The organism is Streptomyces sp. NPDC059850 (assembly GCF_042731515.1).
In the GTDB taxonomy this organism is placed as follows: domain Bacteria; phylum Actinomycetota; class Actinomycetes; order Streptomycetales; family Streptomycetaceae; genus Streptomyces.
In genome coordinates, this window is the sequence record NZ_JBHWJI010000016.1 from 91,722 (window position 1) to 109,225 (window position 17,504).

At 70.8% G+C, this 17,504-nt stretch carries 11 protein-coding genes; 4 read left to right on the forward strand and 7 right to left on the reverse strand.

Annotated features, from left to right (window positions below):
• Nucleotides 1-163 precede the first annotated feature (163 nt).
• On the forward strand, nt 164-3,994 hold the full coding sequence (locus tag ACFV9T_RS15695; protein WP_385440376.1) for a multifunctional oxoglutarate decarboxylase/oxoglutarate dehydrogenase thiamine pyrophosphate-binding subunit/dihydrolipoyllysine-residue succinyltransferase subunit: 3,831 nt from the start codon (nt 164-166) through the stop codon (nt 3,992-3,994).
• A 73-nt stretch (nt 3,995-4,067) separates the two neighbouring features.
• On the opposite strand, the gene fxsT is transcribed toward ACFV9T_RS15695, so the two are convergent.
• Both fxsT and ACFV9T_RS15705 read right to left on the reverse strand, forming a co-directional pair.
• The gene (gene fxsT / locus ACFV9T_RS15700) at nt 4,068-7,739 is read right to left on the reverse strand and encodes an FxSxx-COOH system tetratricopeptide repeat protein (RefSeq protein ID WP_385440378.1); all 3,672 of its coding nucleotides are present in this window, start codon (nt 7,737-7,739) and stop codon (nt 4,068-4,070) included.
• A gap of 206 nt (nt 7,740-7,945) precedes the next feature.
• Nucleotides 7,946-8,956, reverse strand: coding sequence for a methyltransferase domain-containing protein (locus tag ACFV9T_RS15705; RefSeq protein ID WP_385440380.1), 1,011 nt, complete (start codon nt 8,954-8,956; stop codon nt 7,946-7,948).
• A 194-nt stretch (nt 8,957-9,150) separates the two neighbouring features.
• Here ACFV9T_RS15705 and ACFV9T_RS15710 point away from each other — a divergent pair, with 194 nt between their 5' ends.
• Together ACFV9T_RS15710 and ACFV9T_RS15715 are read left to right on the forward strand one after the other, a co-directional pair.
• On the forward strand, nt 9,151-10,449 hold the full coding sequence (locus tag ACFV9T_RS15710; RefSeq protein ID WP_385440383.1) for an XRE family transcriptional regulator: 1,299 nt from the start codon (nt 9,151-9,153) through the stop codon (nt 10,447-10,449).
• A 63-nt stretch (nt 10,450-10,512) separates the two neighbouring features.
• Complete coding sequence (locus ACFV9T_RS15715) at nt 10,513-10,695, forward strand: DUF6104 family protein (protein WP_385440385.1); 183 nt, start codon at nt 10,513-10,515, stop codon at nt 10,693-10,695.
• A 27-nt stretch (nt 10,696-10,722) separates the two neighbouring features.
• Here ACFV9T_RS15715 and ACFV9T_RS15720 read toward each other — a convergent pair whose 3' ends face one another.
• Both ACFV9T_RS15720 and ACFV9T_RS15725 read right to left on the reverse strand, forming a co-directional pair.
• Entirely contained in the window at nt 10,723-11,538 is an 816-nt protein-coding gene (locus ACFV9T_RS15720; RefSeq protein WP_385440387.1) for a BTAD domain-containing putative transcriptional regulator, read from the reverse strand.
• A gap of 20 nt (nt 11,539-11,558) precedes the next feature.
• Nucleotides 11,559-12,221 carry a TetR/AcrR family transcriptional regulator gene (locus ACFV9T_RS15725; RefSeq protein WP_385440390.1) on the reverse strand — a complete coding sequence of 221 codons (663 nt, stop codon included), beginning with the start codon at nt 12,219-12,221 and terminating at the stop codon, nt 11,559-11,561.
• 133 nt (nt 12,222-12,354) lie between these two features.
• Here ACFV9T_RS15725 and ACFV9T_RS15730 point away from each other — a divergent pair, with 133 nt between their 5' ends.
• Complete coding sequence (locus ACFV9T_RS15730) at nt 12,355-12,975, forward strand: malonic semialdehyde reductase (protein ID WP_385440392.1); 621 nt, start codon at nt 12,355-12,357, stop codon at nt 12,973-12,975.
• Between the two features lie 85 nt (nt 12,976-13,060).
• On the opposite strand, the gene ACFV9T_RS15735 is transcribed toward ACFV9T_RS15730, so the two are convergent.
• The 3 genes from ACFV9T_RS15735 to ACFV9T_RS15745 are packed head-to-tail and all read right to left on the reverse strand — an operon-like array spanning nt 13,061 to nt 17,301.
• Nucleotides 13,061-13,459: a nuclear transport factor 2 family protein gene (locus ACFV9T_RS15735; protein WP_385440394.1), complete on the reverse strand. Its 399-nt coding sequence runs from the start codon at nt 13,457-13,459 to the stop codon at nt 13,061-13,063.
• A gap of 27 nt (nt 13,460-13,486) precedes the next feature.
• Nucleotides 13,487-14,422: an NAD-dependent epimerase/dehydratase family protein gene (locus ACFV9T_RS15740; protein WP_385440531.1), complete on the reverse strand. Its 936-nt coding sequence runs from the start codon at nt 14,420-14,422 to the stop codon at nt 13,487-13,489.
• A 59-nt stretch (nt 14,423-14,481) separates the two neighbouring features.
• Nucleotides 14,482-17,301: an AMP-binding protein gene (locus tag ACFV9T_RS15745; RefSeq protein WP_385440397.1), complete on the reverse strand. Its 2,820-nt coding sequence runs from the start codon at nt 17,299-17,301 to the stop codon at nt 14,482-14,484.
• Between the last annotated feature and the right edge of the window lie 203 nt (nt 17,302-17,504).

The following is a 17,504-nucleotide window of genomic DNA, read 5'->3' on the forward strand; positions in this document are numbered from 1 at the left end:
AGCGGAACCACGTGTGTTTCCCGCCACGCCATGCGCTGAAACCCGCCGATGAGTGTGACTTAGACGACGATGACCAGTGCGGCCTGCACGTAAGGGGTTAAGAGGCGTAGCCTTTATTCCCGCTGTCCACCACCTTGTGAAGCGGAAGAGGGCGGTTACCGCCGTGTCGCCACAGTCCCCCAACACCTCGAGCGTCTCGACCGACGAGCAGGACGGGCAGGGAGCTAGCCCTGCCGCTGCCTTCGGCCCCAATGAGTGGCTCGTCGACGAGATCTACCAGCAGTACCTCCAGGACCCGAACTCGGTCGACCGAGCCTGGTGGGACTTCTTCGCCGACTACAAGCCGGGCCAGGACACCGGTTCAGCGGTGGCCGCGCCACCACAGGGAGTGACCGGAGGCGCTGCCCCGGCTCCCGCCGCCGCGGCTCCTGCCGCGGCCCCCGCCGCGAAGGCCCCGGCCCCGGCCAAGCCCGCGGACGCGAAGCCCGCCGCGGCCGCCCCGGCGCCCGCGAAGCCCGCCGCGGCCCCGGCCGCCAAGGCTCCGGCCCCGGCCAAGCCCGCACCGGCCAAGCCGACCCCCGCCGAGCCCACGGCCTCCGCGAAGCCCGCGAAGGCCGAGCCCGCCGCCGGTCCCGAGCTGGTCACGCTGCGCGGCCCGTCCGCCGCGGTCGCGAAGAACATGAACGCGTCGCTGGAGCTGCCGACGGCCACCTCGGTCCGCGCGGTCCCGGTGAAGCTGCTGTTCGACCAGCGCATCGTCATCAACAACCACCTCAAGCGCGCCCGTGGCGGCAAGGTGTCCTTCACGCACCTCATCGGCTACGCCATGGTGCAGGCGCTGAAGGCGATGCCCTCGATGAACCACTCGTTCACCGAGAAGGACGGCAAGCCGACCCTGGTCAAGCCGGAGCACATCAACCTCGGCCTCGCCATCGACCTGGTCAAGCCCAACGGCGACCGCCAGCTCGTCGTCGCGGCGATCAAGAAGGCCGAGACGCTGAACTTCTTCGAGTTCTGGCAGGCCTACGAGGACATCGTCCGCCGCGCCCGCGCGAACAAGCTGACGATGGAGGACTTCACCGGAGTCACCGCCTCCCTCACCAACCCCGGCGGCATCGGCACCGTGCACTCCGTGCCGCGCCTGATGCCCGGCCAGGGCCTGATCGTGGGCGTCGGCGCGATGGAGTACCCGGCCGAGTTCCAGGGCACGTCCCAGGACACCCTGAACAAGCTGGGCGTCTCCAAGGTCATGACGCTGACCAGCACCTATGACCACCGGGTCATCCAGGGCGCCGCCTCGGGCGAGTTCCTGCGGATCATGAACCAGCTGCTGCTCGGCGAGAACGACTTCTACGACGAGATCTTCAAGGCGCTGCGCATCCCCTACGAGCCGGTCCGCTGGCTCAAGGACATCGACGTCAGCCACGACGACGACGTCACCAAGGCGGCCCGGGTCTTCGACCTGATCCACGCCTACCGGGTCCGCGGCCACGTCATGGCCGACACCGACCCGCTGGAGTACCGCCAGCGCAAGCACCCCGACCTCGACATCATCGAGCACGGGCTCACCCTGTGGGACCTGGAGCGCGAGTTCGCGGTCGGCGGCTTCTCGGGCAAGTCCATGATGAAGCTGCGCGACATCCTGGGCGTGCTGCGCGACTCGTACTGCCGCACCACCGGCATCGAGTTCATGCACATCCAGGACCCGAAGCAGCGCAAGTGGATCCAGGACCGCGTCGAGCGCAGCCACGACAAGCCGGAGCGCGAGGAGCAGCTGCGCATCCTGCGCCGCCTCAACGCGGCCGAGGCGTTCGAGACCTTCCTGCAGACGAAGTACGTCGGCCAGAAGCGGTTCTCCCTGGAGGGCGGCGAGTCCGTCATCCCGCTGCTGGACGCCGTGCTGGACGCGGCCGCCGAGTCGCGCCTGGACGAGGTCGTCATCGGCATGGCCCACCGCGGCCGCCTCAACGTCCTCGCCAACATCGTCGGCAAGTCGTACGCGCAGATCTTCCGCGAGTTCGAGGGCAACCTCGACCCGAAGTCGATGCACGGCTCCGGTGACGTCAAGTACCACCTGGGCGCCGAGGGCACCTTCACCGGTCTCGACGGCGAGCAGATCCAGGTCTCGCTGACCGCCAACCCCTCCCACCTGGAGGCGGTGGACCCGGTCCTGGAGGGCGTCGCCCGCGCCAAGCAGGACATCATCGGCAAGGCCGGTACGGACTTCACCGTCCTGCCCGTCGCCCTCCACGGCGACGCCGCCTTCGCCGGTCAGGGCGTGGTCGCCGAGACGCTGAACATGTCGCAGCTGCGCGGCTACCGCACCGGCGGCACCGTGCACATCGTCATCAACAACCAGGTCGGCTTCACCGCCGCCCCGGCCGCGTCCCGCTCCTCGATGTACGCCACCGACGTGGCGCGCATGATCGAGGCGCCGATCTTCCACGTCAACGGCGACGACCCCGAGGCCGTCGTCCGGGTCGCCCGGCTGGCCTTCGAGTTCCGCCAGGCGTTCAACAAGGACGTGGTCATCGACCTCATCTGCTACCGCCGCCGCGGCCACAACGAGACCGACAACCCCGGTTTCACCCAGCCGCTGATGTACGACCTGATCGACAAGAAGCGCTCGGTGCGCAAGCTCTACACCGAGTCGCTGATCGGGCGCGGCGACATCACCCTCGAAGAGGCCGAGCAGGCGCTGCAGGACTTCCAGGGCCAGCTGGAGAAGGTCTTCACCGAGGTCCGCGACGCGGTCTCGGCCCCGGCCCAGCCCGAGATCCCCGAGCCGCAGCCGGAGTTCCCGGTCGCGGTGCAGACGGCGGTCTCCCAGGAGGTCGTCAAGCGGATCGCCGAGTCCCAGGTCAACACCCCCGACCGGATCACCGTCCACCCGCGGCTGTTCCCGCAGCTCCAGCGGCGCGCGGCGATGATCGAGGACGACACGATCGACTGGGGCATGGGCGAGACCCTCGCCATCGGCTCGCTGCTCATGGAGGGCACCCCGGTCCGGCTCGCCGGACAGGACTCCCGCCGAGGCACCTTCGGCCAGCGCCACGCGGTGCTCGTCGACCGCGAGACCGGCGACGACTACACCCCGCTGCTCTACCTCTCCGACGACCAGGCCCGCTACAACGTCTACGACTCGCTGCTCAGCGAGTACGCGGCGATGGGCTTCGAGTACGGCTACTCGCTGGCCCGCCCGGAGTCGCTGGTCCTGTGGGAGGCGCAGTTCGGTGACTTCGTCAACGGCGCGCAGACCATCGTCGACGAGTTCATCTCGTCCGCCGAGCAGAAGTGGAGCCAGACCTCCGGCGTCACGCTGCTCCTGCCGCACGGCTACGAGGGCCAGGGGCCGGACCACTCGTCCGCCCGTATCGAGCGCTTCCTCCAGCTGTGCGCGCAGAACAACATGACGGTCGCCATGCCGACGCTGCCGTCGAACTACTTCCACCTGCTGCGCTGGCAGGTCCACAACCCGCACCACAGGCCGCTGGTCGTCTTCACCCCGAAGTCGATGCTGCGCCTGAAGGCGGCGGCCTCGAAGACCGAGGAGTTCACCACCGGCGCCTTCCGCCCCGTCATCGGCGACGAGACGGTGGACCCGGCGGGCGTCCGCAAGGTGATCTTCTGCTCCGGCAAGGTCTACTACGACCTGGAGGCGGAGCGCGAGAAGCGCGGTGCGAAGGACACGGCGATCATCCGCCTGGAGCGGCTGTACCCGCTGCCGGGCGCCGAGGTCCAGGCCGAGATCGCCAAGTACTCGGGCGTCGAGAAGTTCGTCTGGGCGCAGGAGGAACCGGCCAACCAGGGCGGCTGGCCGTTCATGGCCCTCAACCTGATCGACCACCTGGAGCTGGCGGTCGGCGCCGACGTCCCGGCGGCCGAGCGGCTGGTCCGCGTGTCGCGCTCGCACTCGTCCTCGCCCGCGGTGGGGTCGAACAAGCGGCACCAGGCGGAGCAGCAGGCGCTGGTGAGCGAGGCCTTCGAGATCTGAGGCCCGTTACGTACGCACCGGAAGGCCCGGCCCCCGCGCATCGCGGGAGCCGGGCCTTCCGGCGTACGGGCCCTCAGATGGGCAGCGGCTCGAAGTCCCAGAAGGGGCGCTGACGATCGCGGGCCGCCACGGTCTCGGGGTGATCCGGCCCCAGGACGGCGGCCAGGCCCCCGAGGGCTACCTCCTCGATCACATCCGCCTCGTCCCGTCCGCCCCGGATCGCCCGCAGGTCCTGGGCCAGCGCGACCGCGGCCAGCAGGGTCAGCGGATGCCGTTGACCCAACGCCTCGGCGGCCCGGTGTGCGGTCTCCCGGCTCATCGCGCAGGCGTCCCCGCGGTCCCTGTTGTCCTGTACCGCCGACGCGTTGAGCGCGATGCCCAGCGTCCAGGGGTGCCGGGCACCGACAGCGGCGGTCATGCCCTTGAGCGCTGTCTCCAGGCACAGTGCCCGATCCTTCACGGGCAGCATGAGCGCCTCGTTCGCCTGGGCCCCGATGGTGTACGGGTGGCTTTCCCCCCGAGTGAACAGGTACTCGCCTGTGGTCCTCGCGGCGATGCCCAAGGCCCGGTCGTCACCCGCACGCCGGAGGGCGCTGGCGGCTCCGGTCGCGATCATCAGCGTCGGCGGAGCGTCCTTGCCCAGCAGGTGGACAGCCCGTTGCCACAGGCCGTGGATGTCGTCGACGTCACCGCCGCATCGCCACAGGTGGTACTCGGCGGCCAGCGTCCATGGATGGTCGCCGCCCAGGACCGCGCGGTGCCGCTCGGCGCTGGGCCCCTGCAGCGCCAACGCCTCCTCGTAGCGGCCGGACAGCCGCAGGTCGTACGCCCGTTCCGTCTCGCATGCCAACGTCACCAGCGCCCTCGGGCCCAGTTCCGCACGCGCGCTGCCCAACGCCCGGTCGGACAGCTTCGCGGCCGCGGCGTAGGAGCCGAGCATCCGCAGCGAGGCGGACATGCTGCGGTGTGCGTTCCGCTTCTCGTTGCCCTCATCGGGGCACAGCGCGGCGCACAGTTCACCCTCCTGACAGGCCAGTTGATACGCCTCGTCGTACCGGCCGACGCCGCGCAGATCCGCGCCCACCCTGCCCATCGCGGCGAGTGCGCCCATGCCGTCGGACTCGGCCAGGCCCTCCAGCACACTGCGGTCCAATCCCTCCGCGGCGACGTAGTCCCCGGTCGCACGCAGCAGCGCGGCCTCGCACACGGAGAGGTCCGGATAGTAGCCCGCCGCCTCTTCGGCGATGTGCGTGCCCGTCTCGTAGTCGCCGCTGAGGGTCAGGTACCGCAGGAAGCCCGGAAGGATCCGGCGTGACAGGGCGTCCGAGGACTCCAGCGCGCCCGAGTAGTCCAGATGCGGGAGGAGTCTGGCGTACCGCGGCCAGGTGGTGGGGTCGTCAGGACGGCCGGGGTCCACCGCCGCGAGCGCCGTACGCACCAACCGCGCGTCCTTCTCCCGCCGCTCCCCCGGCGTACGCCGCCGCACCGCGTCCCGTACGAAGCGGCTCATCCACACGGCGTCGTCCGCCACCCGCACCACCGACCGCTGCACCAGCTTGCCCACGGCCAGATCCAGCTGGCTCGGGTTGTCCAGCAGGGCCGCCACCGCCGGGGACACCTGGTCCACCGGGACGGCGCGCAGCAGGGCGAACGGGACCGGGCCGGGGGCGAAGAGGGCGCACACGCTGAGCAGTTCGGCCGCGGCCTTGGTGGTCGCCCGCAGCCGGGTGATCAGGTCCTTGAAGGCGGAGTGGTACGGCATCGGGTAATCCGCCGCGGCCCGCACCGGGTTCGGCTCGCCGTCGCTCACCATGCGTACGTACTCCGCCACCCGCGTGGTGGAGCCCTGCAGCCAGCCCGCCGTCTGGTCCAGCGGCAGCGGCAGATCCTCCACGGCCGCCGCCAGCCGGTCCGCGTCCTCGGGCCTGATGCGGGGCGCCCGGCCGCGTACGAACGCGACGCTCTCCTCCCGGCTCAGCGGCGGGACGGCCAGCAGTTCGGCGTAGTGGTCGGCCCAGGCCCGGTTGCGCGCGGTGACCAGCACATGGCCGCGCCCGGCGGGCAGCAGGTCGGCGATGGCCTCCGGGTCGTCGGCGCCGTCCAGGACGAGCAGCCAGCGTTCATACGGATCGCCTCGCCGCAGGGCGTCCAGCGCGGCCCGGACGGAATCGTCCTCCGGGGCGAGGTCGGCAAGGCGACCCTCCAGCGTGGGCCGGTCGGCCCCCGAGGCCCACCACACCACGTCGTACCGGCCCGCGAACCGGTGGGCGTACTCGGCGGCGAGCTGCGTCTTGCCGATGCCCGGCAGCCCGACCAGCGCGACCACCGCCGTGTCGGCGGGGGCGGCCTCCAGGCGGTCGTGCACCTCGGCGAGCAGCGCGTCGCGCCCGGTGAAGCGCGGGTTGCGGCGCGGTACGCCGTCCCAGACGGCGGGCGGAGCGACGGGGAAGCGGGGGCCCTGCCGGACGGGAGCCGGGACAAAGGCGAGTATCTCGACGGGCAGGCCGAGCCCGCGCAGCAGGCGCCGCCTCGCCTCCTCCTCGTCCAGCCCGCGCAGGTCGACGGCGCCGAGCCGGGTGGCGAGGCGCGGCGGGGTGCGGTCGGCGATGGTGAACGCGACGAACGGCAGATCGGACAGCCTCGCGCCGAGCGCCGCGTGCCACGCCTCCTCGAAGTGCTCGCTGAGCAGCAGCACGTGGCCACGGTCGGCGAGGAACAGGTCCTGGTCCGAGGGCTGCCAGCGCCGAATGGTCACCTCGGGTACGCCCGCCGCCTCCAGCCGGTGGGCGGCCCAGGCGGCCCAGGGGCGGTGGGCACCGGCGTACGTGACCGTGATGGGCTGAAGGAGCCGGTTCGAGCCCGCCCGGACGACTTCGGTGGCTTCCGCTTCGGCCCCCTCGGGCGGAACGACCCCGCCCTCCCGGGCCCGCGCCTGCGCCAACTCCACCTCCAGCTGCCGCGCCCAGGCGTGCGCGAGCCGCAGCCGATGTTCCACCGGCTCCTCGGCCTCAGCTTCGGCCTCGGCCTGCTCCCCGGCCGCCTCCTCCTCCGTCTGCAGCTGATGCTCCAGCGCCTCGCACCGCCGCTCGGCCTCCAGCGCCTGCCGCCGGGCCTGCTGCAACTCGCCCTGCAGGCGGGCGACTTCCTCGCGCAGCCGATCGCGTTCCGTACGTAACCCCTCGTGCTCCCCGCGCAGCCGCTCGACCTCCGCCTCCCGCTCATCGCGCTCCAGCGAGGCCGACACCGCTATCTGCCGCTGCTCGACCTCCATCTCGGCGATGCGCTGTTTCCGTACCAGCAACGCCTCCGACAGCGCCTCCGCCCGCACCTCGGCCTGCTGCCGCTGCCGGTCGGCGTCGGCGAGCTGGTCACGGAGCCGCTGGAGCTCCCAGCCCACCTTGTTGGTGGCCTGCAACGCCCGCCGTTGCAGGGTGTGCACATGGGCCATCACCTCGGCCGAGGAGGCCCGCCCGGTGGCCTTGGCCGCGTGCGTGAGCAACCGGTCCACGAACTCGGCGGGCGGTACGACGGTCCCGTTGAGATAACGCGAGACGGTGCCCGCGTCGTAATGCACCCGTACGGCGAAGACCCGCAGCGACACCCCCACCGCCCCGAACAGCTCCCGCAGACTCCGGGCCAGCTCCCGGCACTCCGGCTTCACCGCGTCGGGGATCGGCTTCAGATCCCCGATCCGCCGCTCCGGCACCAGTTCCCCGCCGACTACCTCGTCCGTCTCGTCCGTCATGGGCGCCCCTCCCCCGTTGCGGCCCTCTGCAACACGTGCGGCCTGCCGCAACACCCCAGACCCCGCACACCGTGAAGGTACTCCCGGCGGCCCTCGCCGGTCTCACGAAAGCAGGACGAAGATGCCGAACCGCCGCCCCACCGCCCTCCTCACCCTGACCGCCGCCGCCCTCACCGGCGCCGTCCGCGCGGTGGTGTCCTGGCTGCTCAGCCGCACGACGGAATGACGGCGCCGGGGCGGCCGAGCCACGCGGTCTGGCCGTCTGCGGTGACGGTGAGGCCGAAGTCGTACAGCTCCGGTGAACCGGCCTCCCGCCACCACTCGTACGCCCGCTCCAGCTCGCTGAACAGATCGCGCGGGCCCCACTGGTGGACGCCGCCGTCCCGCACATACGCCCAAGAGTCGGCCGTGGCCAGCCATCCGTCCTCGGCCCAATGCACTCCGGGAAGCCGGAGCCCGAGGGCGAAGCGGGCGTGGAAGTCGGTGTCCAGGAAGGACGGATCGAGCGCGGTACGGCTGTCGCGGCTCTCCTCCCACGACGCGGCGGAGTACACCTGGCCGAGCGGCGAATCCGGTCGGCGCTGGCCGCGCAGATCCATGAACGACATCGGCTGGTCGAAGTGGCCGCTCGCCGAGGCGCCGTCGTCCGCGACACGGAGGCGCACCATCCCCTGCGGCTGGAGCGTCGTCTTCCACGGGGTGACGACGAGCCCGCCGGGGCGGGTCTGCTCCACCCAGGCGAAGGGAACCCGCTGGAGCGAGGCCGTGCACAGCACCCGGTCGTACGGGGCGTCGGGCGCCCAGCCGTCCTCACCGTCCGCGGCCACCACGCGGGGGTGATACCCGGCCTCGGCCAGCCGCCGGGCGGCCACCTCCGCCAACCCGGGGTCCACCTCCACGGATGTCACGCTCGCCGCACCGGCACGTTCGCACAGCAGGGCGGCGTTGTACCCCGTGCCGGTGCCGATCTCCAACACCCGCGTGCCGGGGCGCACATCCGCGGCGGCGAGCATGGTGAACACGGCGTCGGGAGCGCTGATGGAACTGGTCGGCAGCGTGCCCTCGGCCGCGCGCAGCGGGCGGTAGGCGTCGTCCCGCCAGACCCACACCGTGTCGGGGACGAACGCATGGCGCGCCACCTTGAGAAAGGCCTCCCGCATCCACGGCTCGGCGAACCCGCCCAGGCCGTCGAGGGCCTCGGCGGCCTGGACCCGCATGTCATCGGGCCTCATTTCGGCGCCGTCGGCTTCCCGTGGTTGCCCATGGAGTTGGTTCCCTTCAACTGTCCCGTGTCATCAGCGTGCCGCTGCTGGGAAGCTCCCGATTCCCCATCAGGGGTATCCCCATGATGGGTACAATCCGGCTTGAGACTGCTGATATCCCCTTCTCGTCACCGAATCTTGGGAATCACATGTCCAGCTACCTCTCGCCCGCCGCGCTTCCTCCCCACGTCCTTGATCGATCCGACGTACGGAGGGCGCTGGAGCGCCATGATTTCGGGGCCGTCTTCAAGCTGGCCCGGAAATGGGGCGGGGTCAGCTTCTCGAAGATCGCGGACGCCTGCGGCATCAAGCCGGAACGGGTGGGCAAGCTGGCCCGGGGCGAGGGCTCGATCGCGACGTACGAAAAGATCACGCAGATCGCCGACGCATTACGCATCCCAGGACACCTGGTGGGTCTCAGCCCCCGCCCGTGGGAAAGCGGCCAGCCACGAACGGCCGCTGACGAAACGGCGCCCATCGCATCGCTTGAGCTGCCTTCCCTCGCCCCGGATCACGATCTGCTCGACCGATTGACGAAGACCCTCCGTGGGGCCAGCCGCGCCGACAGCGCGACCCTCGACTGGCTCGACCGCCTGCTCGCCGAGCACCGTAAGGCGGAGGACGACATCGGATCACGCCCGCTCGTCGGGATCATGCGACAGCAGCTGGCGACCGTGGTCGGCCTCCACGGCGCGGCCTCGGGTGACGTGGCCACCCGCGTCGTGCGACTCGCCTCCGAGCACGCGCAATTCCTCGCGTGGATGGCGCAGGACCAAGGGAACCTGTCGGCCGCTCTCGCCTGGTACGACCGTTCCCACGATTGGGCCCTGGAAGCGGCTGACGCCGACATGGCGGCCACGACGCTCAGCATGAGGGCACACACGGCGTGGTCCACGGGCGACGGCCGCCGCTGCGCCCGGCTGGCACAGGCCGCCCGGTGGGCAGCCCCCGGGACGTCACGGGGCGTCCAGGGCATGGCGGCCCAGATGGAGGCGCGCGGATACGCGCTGAGCGGAGAGGCCGACGCGGCCCACCGTCTCCTCGACGAGGCGCAGCGCCTCATCGCCCGCGCCACCGAGCAGCCGGAGGACGAGCCGCCGTGGATGTACTTCTACGGCGAGAACTGGTTCACCCTGCAGCGCGGCATGACCGCGATGCATCTCCAGCGCTGGGACGCCGCCGCCGACCTGCTGCACACCGGCATCGACGCCCTTCCCGCCTCGTACCGACGCGACCGGACCTGGTACGGCGCCTGCCTCGCGCACGCGCTCGCCGCAGCCGGTCATGCCGACGCGGCCGCGCACACCGCGCTCGGCTGCTCTGCCGACGCCTCGGCCGTTGGCCGACCTCACGCTTGGAACGAGTTGCACACCACCGCCGCGCTGCTCCTCCGGCGCGGGGCGGGCCAGGCGCGAGGCTTGATCGACGCACTGGCCGACTGCGGCTGAGCATCCGGGCGGGGCCGCATATCCTGGGGTGGTAGATCCATCTCACCCACCCCGGAGAACCCCTTGTACTTCACCGACCGCGGCATCGAGGAGCTGGACCAGCGACGCGGCGAGGAGGAGTTCACCTTCGAGTGGCTCGCCGCGCAGCTGCGCACGTTCGTCGACCTGAACCCGGACTTCGAGGTTCCGGTGGAGCGGCTGGCGACCTGGCTGGCCCGGCTCGATGACGAGGACGACGACATCTGAGGACGGCCCGTACGGGCACCGCGGCCGCTACGCCACCACCGGGCCGCGCCCCGGGGTGCCCGCCTCGTGGTCGAGGCGCGGGTCGGAGATCAGGACGGCCTGCTGGAGGCGCTGGAGCTTGGCGGAGGGTTCCAGGCCCAGGTCCTCGGCCATGGTCATGCGCAGCCGCTGGTAGACGGCGAGGGCGCGGGTGCGCTGGCCGGAGCGGTGGAGGGCCAGCATGTACTGGCTGTGCAGGCCCTCGTGGAAGCGGTGTTCGACGACGAGCGAGGCGAGATCGCTCAGCACTTCCAGATGGCCGCCGAGCCGCAGCCGGGTCTCGATGCCGCGCTCGATGGCGGTGAGCCGGGACTGCTCCAGCCGGGCGACCTCGGCCTGCAGCGGGCGGCCGTGCGGGGTGACGTCCACGAGGGCGGGGCCCTGCCAGAGGGCGAGGGCCTGCCGGAACGCGGCGTCGGCGGCCCGTTCGTCGCCGCCCTCCAGGGCGCATTCGGCCTGGGTGACGAGGGTGCGGTAGTCGTGGACGTCGAGCTGTCCGGAGCGCAGGACTAACGCGTAGCCGCCGGGCCGGGTCTGCAGGACGTCACGGGTGACCGCGGCGGAGGACGTGCCGAGCACCTGGGCGAGCAGTTTGCGCAGGTGCAGGATGTACGTCTGGAGGGTGGTGAGCCCGGTGCGCGGCGGCTGGTCTCCCCACAGCTCGGCCATCAGGGACTGCACCGGCACCATGCGGCCGTCGCTGAGCAGCAGCAGGGACAGGACTTTGCGCGGTTTCATCGCGCTGGGGACTCCGGACAGAGCGCCGTGGCGCAGGGTCAGCGGTCCGAGAACGTTCGCACGCATGGGTGCCACCTCCTCGCACGTCATGTGCGGTACGCGCGGACAATCAGGTCGGCGGCCTTCTCGCAGATGGCCGTGGCATCGACGGCGGCGATCGGGCGGGTGCCGTACATCGACTGGTACAGACCCTGCTGGACGATCAGGGCCACGAACTGCTGGGCGGCGGAGGCGGGGTCGGGGACGTCCAGCTCGCCCCGGTCGGAGCGGCGGCCGAGCAGTTCGGCGAGGTACTTCACCAGCTGCTGGGGCTCGCCCTCGGCGCAGGCCGGGCGCAGCGCGGGATGGCGGGCGACCTCGGCGATGATCAGGCGGCGCAGCGCGGAGGCCCGTTCGTCGAGGAGGACGCCGAGGACGCGGTGGCCGAAGGCGGTGAGTGCCGCGCGGACGTCCACGCCGTCGCCCTCCGCGGCGGGGACACGCGGCGACTCGGGGGCGAAGCCCGCGGCGACCCGCTCCCGCTCGCCGTCGACGGCCGCGAGGAACAGCCGCTCCTTGTCGCCGAAGTGGTTGTAGACGGTCTGCTTGGAGACCCGAGCCTGGTCAGCGATGACGTCGACACCCGCCCGGGTGTAGCCCTCACGCAGGAAGACGGCGACGGCCGCCTCCAATATCGCCTGGCGCTTGGCGGGCTGCGGACCCGCCGGCCGTCCCGCGGCGCCGCGCCGCGGACCGTTGTCCGTCCGCAACGGTCCAACCTCCTCGCTGTGAGCCGGTCTTGCCCTCAATGGACCTGTGAGTCTAGCCTTCCGTCACTGCGATGGACTAGCCCGTCCAGTCCATTTAATTCATCATCACGCACGAGCCTTGAGGAGAAGCTCCATGAGCGCACCGGAGAACAGCGACGCCCTGCGGCACCTCACCCTCGCGCCGGAGGCGCAGAACCAGCTGTTCCTGGAGGCCCGTACGGCCAACACCTTCACCGACGAGCCGGTGACGGAGGACCAGGTCCGCGCCATCTACGAGCTGGTGAAGTACGCGCCCACCTCGATGAACCAGCAGCCGCTGCGCATCGTCATGGTGCGCTCCGAGGAGGCCCGCGGCCGGCTCGTACCGCACATGATGGGAGCGAACCAGGAGAAGACCGCGAAGGCGCCGCTGGTGGCGATCCTCGCCGCGGACCTGGACTTCCACGAGGAGCTGCCCAAGCTCGTGCCGTTCCTGGAGAACCCGCAGAACATCTTCGCGGAGCCGGTCATGCGGGAGGGGTCGGCGAAGTTCAACGCCGCGATCCAGGTGGGCTACTTCATCCTGGGCGTGCGCGCCGCCGGGCTCGCGGCCGGGCCCATGAGCGGCTTCGACCCCGCGGGCGTCACCAAGGAGTTCTTCAGCGACGGCCGCCACCAGGCGGTCTGCGTGGTCAACATCGGCAAGCCGGGCCCGGACGCCTGGATGGGCCGCCTGCCGCGACTGGAGTACGACGAGGTCATCACCACCGTCTGACGCCGGACAACACCCTCGCAGACTGGCCGCCCGCCCTCGCGGCAACGAGGGCGGGCGGCCTGCGTCCGTACGAAAGCGGGCGGCGTCAGCTCTCGATCAGGTCGTGGAAGGCCACGGTGTCGAAGATGTCCTCCATCCGCGCCGCCTTGCCGTCCCGCATCGTCCACGAGTGGACGAAGTCCAGGGTCACGGTCCTGCCGCCGCGCGACGTCACCTCCCGGGTGCCGAACACCACGACCCGGTCCCCCTGCTCGATGAACTCCTCGGGCGCGAGTCTCATCCCGCCCAGCACGCTCGGGACGTGCGCCAGGAACTCCTTGACCCCCGCGTGGCCCAGCTTGGTGCCGCCGAGGCCGTACTTCGCCATCCCGGCCGGATGGACCCATGCGACGTCCGGGTGCATGCCCGACAGGATTCCCTCGATGTCGCGGTCCCGGAATCCCGCGTAGCAAGCGCGGATGGTGTCGATGTTTCGTGATGCCACGGGCCTTCGTCTCTCCTCGGGGTCGGCTCAGACGGCGTACTGCGGCTTGATGTGCTCGGGATGGAGGGCCTGGAGCGTGCCGCGTACGCCCTCGCGCCACGGCACCCGGCAGGGCCCGGTGATCTCCCGGCGGCGCGTGGGGGCGAACTGGTACGTCTCCCTGGTCACCTCACTCGGTACGAGCCGCGCCTCCACGCCGCTCAGCTCCTCCAGGTACCGCACCAGATCGGTCACCCCGACCGGCTCGTCGCCGCCCCAGTTGACGAGGGTGGCGGGGGACGACGCGGCCGCCCACAGCGCGGGCACCTGGGAGACCAGGTCGTCGGTGTGCAGCAGCGAGCACCAGTTCTGGCCCTCGACCGGCACCGGGATCGGCTCGCCCGCGAGCATCCGCTTGAAGTACAGCATCGGCACCCCGCCGTAACCGCCCGGGCCGTACGCGATGTTGAGCCGGGCGATGGTGGTCGGCAGGTTCAGCACCCCGGCGAACGCGCGCACCGCGCCCTCGGCGGCGATCTTGCCCACGGGGTAGCAGGGCAGCCAGTCGGCCACCCCGTCGATGGGGTCGCTCTCGGCGTAGGGGTGGTCGAGGGTCTGCCGCTTGTAGAGCGCTCCGGTCGAGACGAACAGGAACGATTCAGCGGTGCGGCAGTGGGTCATCAGCCGTCCGCAGGCGAGGGAGTTGACCTCGACGGCCGCGTTGTAGTCGCCGTCCTCGCCGCGCCGCACCGCCGAGTGGAAGACATGGGTGAAGTCGTCCGGCAGCCCCTCGTAGCCCGACTCCCCCAGGTCGTTCATGTCCCAGCGGTGGGTGGTGATGCCCCGGGCGCGCAGCGTCTCCTCGGCGCCGGGGGCGCCGAACCGGCCCAGGCACCACACCTCGTTGTCTGCCGCCAGCGCCTCCGCCACCGGCCCGGCGACCTGCCCGCTGCCGCCGGTGACCAGGATCTTCTTGCCTTCCACCGTGCTCTTCTCCTTGTCCGTGCCGCCGTCGTGGGCAGCGGTCCAGGTGATCCGTCGGGTCATCCGTCGCCCAGCGCGCGGTCCAGCTCCTTGCGGAGGATGGCCTGGAAGACCGCGACATGCTGGGGGCCCATGAGGGTGTAGTGCTCACCGGGTACGTCGAGGTACCGGTTCGGCTCCGTGGTGTGCTCGTCCCACCTGCGGAGTTCGTTGTTCAACCAGTCCTCCTTGGTGCCGCGCAGCGGGATGGCGCAGAAGACCGTCATGGCGCGGGTGGTGCCGCTGGGCTGGTACGTACGGCCCAGGCCGGTGAGCCCGTGGGCCAGCTCCGCCCAGGCGCTGAACTTTCCCATGTCCAGGTCAAGTTCGGCCAGCCTCCGCTGGGGAGCGAGCCGCAGCAGCCGCGCGAGCTGTTCCCGCTGGGGCAGGGCGCGCAGCTCGCCCGGGAGGTCCAGGGACTGCCTCTTGTTGATCAGGTCGAGGAAGAAGGCCAGGTTGACGGCGGTCTCGATGAAGTCGAGTTCGTCCATGCGGTACTTGATGTGCGGCGGCAGATTGAAGCTGCCGGTGAAGTCGACACGTTCGCCCTCCGCCTCCAGCGCCTTGGCGATCTCGAAGGCCACGGCGCCGCCGTACGAATACCCGGCGACCGCGTACGGGCCGTGCGGCTGCCTGGCGCGGATGGCCCGGACATAGCAGTCCACCATCTCCTCGAAGCTCTCGAAGGGCTTCTCCCCCTCGTCGAACCCCCGGGCGCGCAGCGCGTAGAACGGCCGGTCGCCGACGAAGTACTTGGCGAGGTTGACGAAGACCAGGACCTCACCGACGCCCGGGTGCACACAGAACAGCGGCGTCTTCGCGCCGCCCGTCTGCAGCGGCACGACCGGGTCGTACGCCTCGGCGGCGGGCGACGCGCCCCCGGTCAGCCGGGCGGCGAGCTGCCGCACCGAGGGCGCCGTGAGCACGGTGATGATCGGCAGGTCCGCCACCCCGAGCCGCCGGGTGACCTGGTGCCGCAGCCGCAGGATGTCCAGGGAGGTGCCGCCGAGGTCGAAGAAGCTGGCCGTCGCGCTGATCCGCTCCGGGACGGTGTCGAACATCTCGGCGTAGATCTCGGCGAGGACCCGTTCCGTCCCGCCCTCCGGCGGGGTGTGGCCGCCGAGGCGCCGGGTGGTCAGCTCCGCCACCCGCTCGATGACGTCGTCGAAGCCGCCGGACTCCAGCCGCTTGCGCATCCTGCGGCGCAGCGTCTTGCCCAGGCTGGTCTTGGGGAACGCCTCCTTGGGCAGCGGCAGGATGAGGAACGGCCGGAAGCCCCAGTGGATCACCACGGTGGAGCGCACGGCGGTGATCAGGCGGTGCAGTCCGGATTCGTCGTCGTCCGCGAGTTCGGGGTGGACGGCGATCACCAGCTGTTCGGTGTCGCAGCCCGGGCGGCGGGTGGGGAACGCCGCGACATAGCCGCCCGCCACCCCGTCGAGCTGCTCCAGCGCGGCCTCTATCTCATGGCTGAAGTAGTTGACGCCGTTGACGATGACGCTGTCCTTGCTGCGTCCGACGAGGGTCAGCCGCCCGTCGTCGATGCGGCCGAGGTCGCCGCTGCGGAACCAGCCGTCGGGGGTGAAGGCCTCCTTGGTGGCCGCCTCGTCGTGGTAGTAGCCGCTGGTGATCATCGACCCGCTGAGCTGGAGTTCCCCGACCTCGCCCGGGGGCAGCGGCCGGTGGTCGTCGTCGGCGACCCGGATGCTCAGCCCCTCGACGGGGGTGCCGAGGTTGGCGAACTCCTGGCCCAGGTCGGTGATGGGGAAGGCCCGGTTGTAGACCGACCCGGCGCAGGTTTCGGTCATCCCGAAGGCGGGCCAGAGGGCCGAGGGCCGCAGCCCGTACGGGGCGTAGAGGGCGAGGAACGCCTCGCCGGTGGCGACGACATTGGCCTCGCCGCCGCTCACGATATGCCGCAGCGAGCTGAGGTCGAGCCCCTCACCACCCGCCGATATCTCCTCGGCCAGCTCCCGCGCCGAGGCATTCAGCGGGCCGAGGAGGAAATTCGGCGTGAAGGTCATCGTGACCTTGTGGCGGGAGGCGATACGGAGGAAATTCAGCGGCTCCTCCAGGACGAGAGATGCTTCAGCATGCAATTGTTCGGCGCCGACGTAGAGCGGGAGCATATGCGCTTCCAGGAGGGCGGCGACATGGTCGTAGGAAATCCAGTTGAAGGTTGTATCGGCGGCGGTGAGCCGCTGCTTCCCGGCCTTTCCCGCCATGGACGCGAGAATGTTTCCATGGGTGAGCATGACCGCTTTGGAATTCCCGGTGGAACCGGAGGTCAGCACCAGCAGGGCGAGATCGTCCGGTGCGGCGATGTGCACTCCGGGTGACGCGCCGCCGTCCGGTACGGGCACGGCCTCCGCGCCCCGCAGATCCTCCACCGTGGCGGTGGCGAGCCCGGGCACATGCGGCAGCTCGGCGCCCATCGCCTCGCTGGTGACCAGCAACGGATCGTCCAACAGCTCTTTGAGGTGGGCCAGTTGGGCGGCCCAGCGGGCCGGGTCGCCGGGGACCGGGACCGTCGGGCACGGCACGAAGCCGCCGAGCAAGCAGGCCCAGAAGACCGTCAGGAACTCCCGCTGGCCGTCCAGCAGCAGGGCCACCCTGTCGCCCGGCCGCAGCCCGCGCCCACGGAGCGGCGCGAGGAGTCGCGACGAGGATTGCAGAAGTTCCGCATAGGACTGGCGTGTTGCGTCGCACCCCGCCTCGGCGGTCACGTAACGTACCCCGGAATCGGCGTAGTGGTGCGCGGCCCTGAGGAGCACCTGGGCAACGGAGCACAGATCTTGAGAATCACTTGATACCGAGTATTTCAAGGGTTGTGACGCCATTACCTTCACTGCCCTCTTTCTTCTCGAATCGAAGGCACGAAGGTAACAGCCTCGAACATTCGTACTCCATGACGCTCCACCAGCGCTCTAGTGATGCTCTAGTGGCAATTCCCGATAAAGCCACCCCGGCCAGGCGTCTTGGTCCGGGGCCGCGCTCGCGCCCGCGACGGGCTTGACTCCAGCGATCCGCGATATATCGTGTC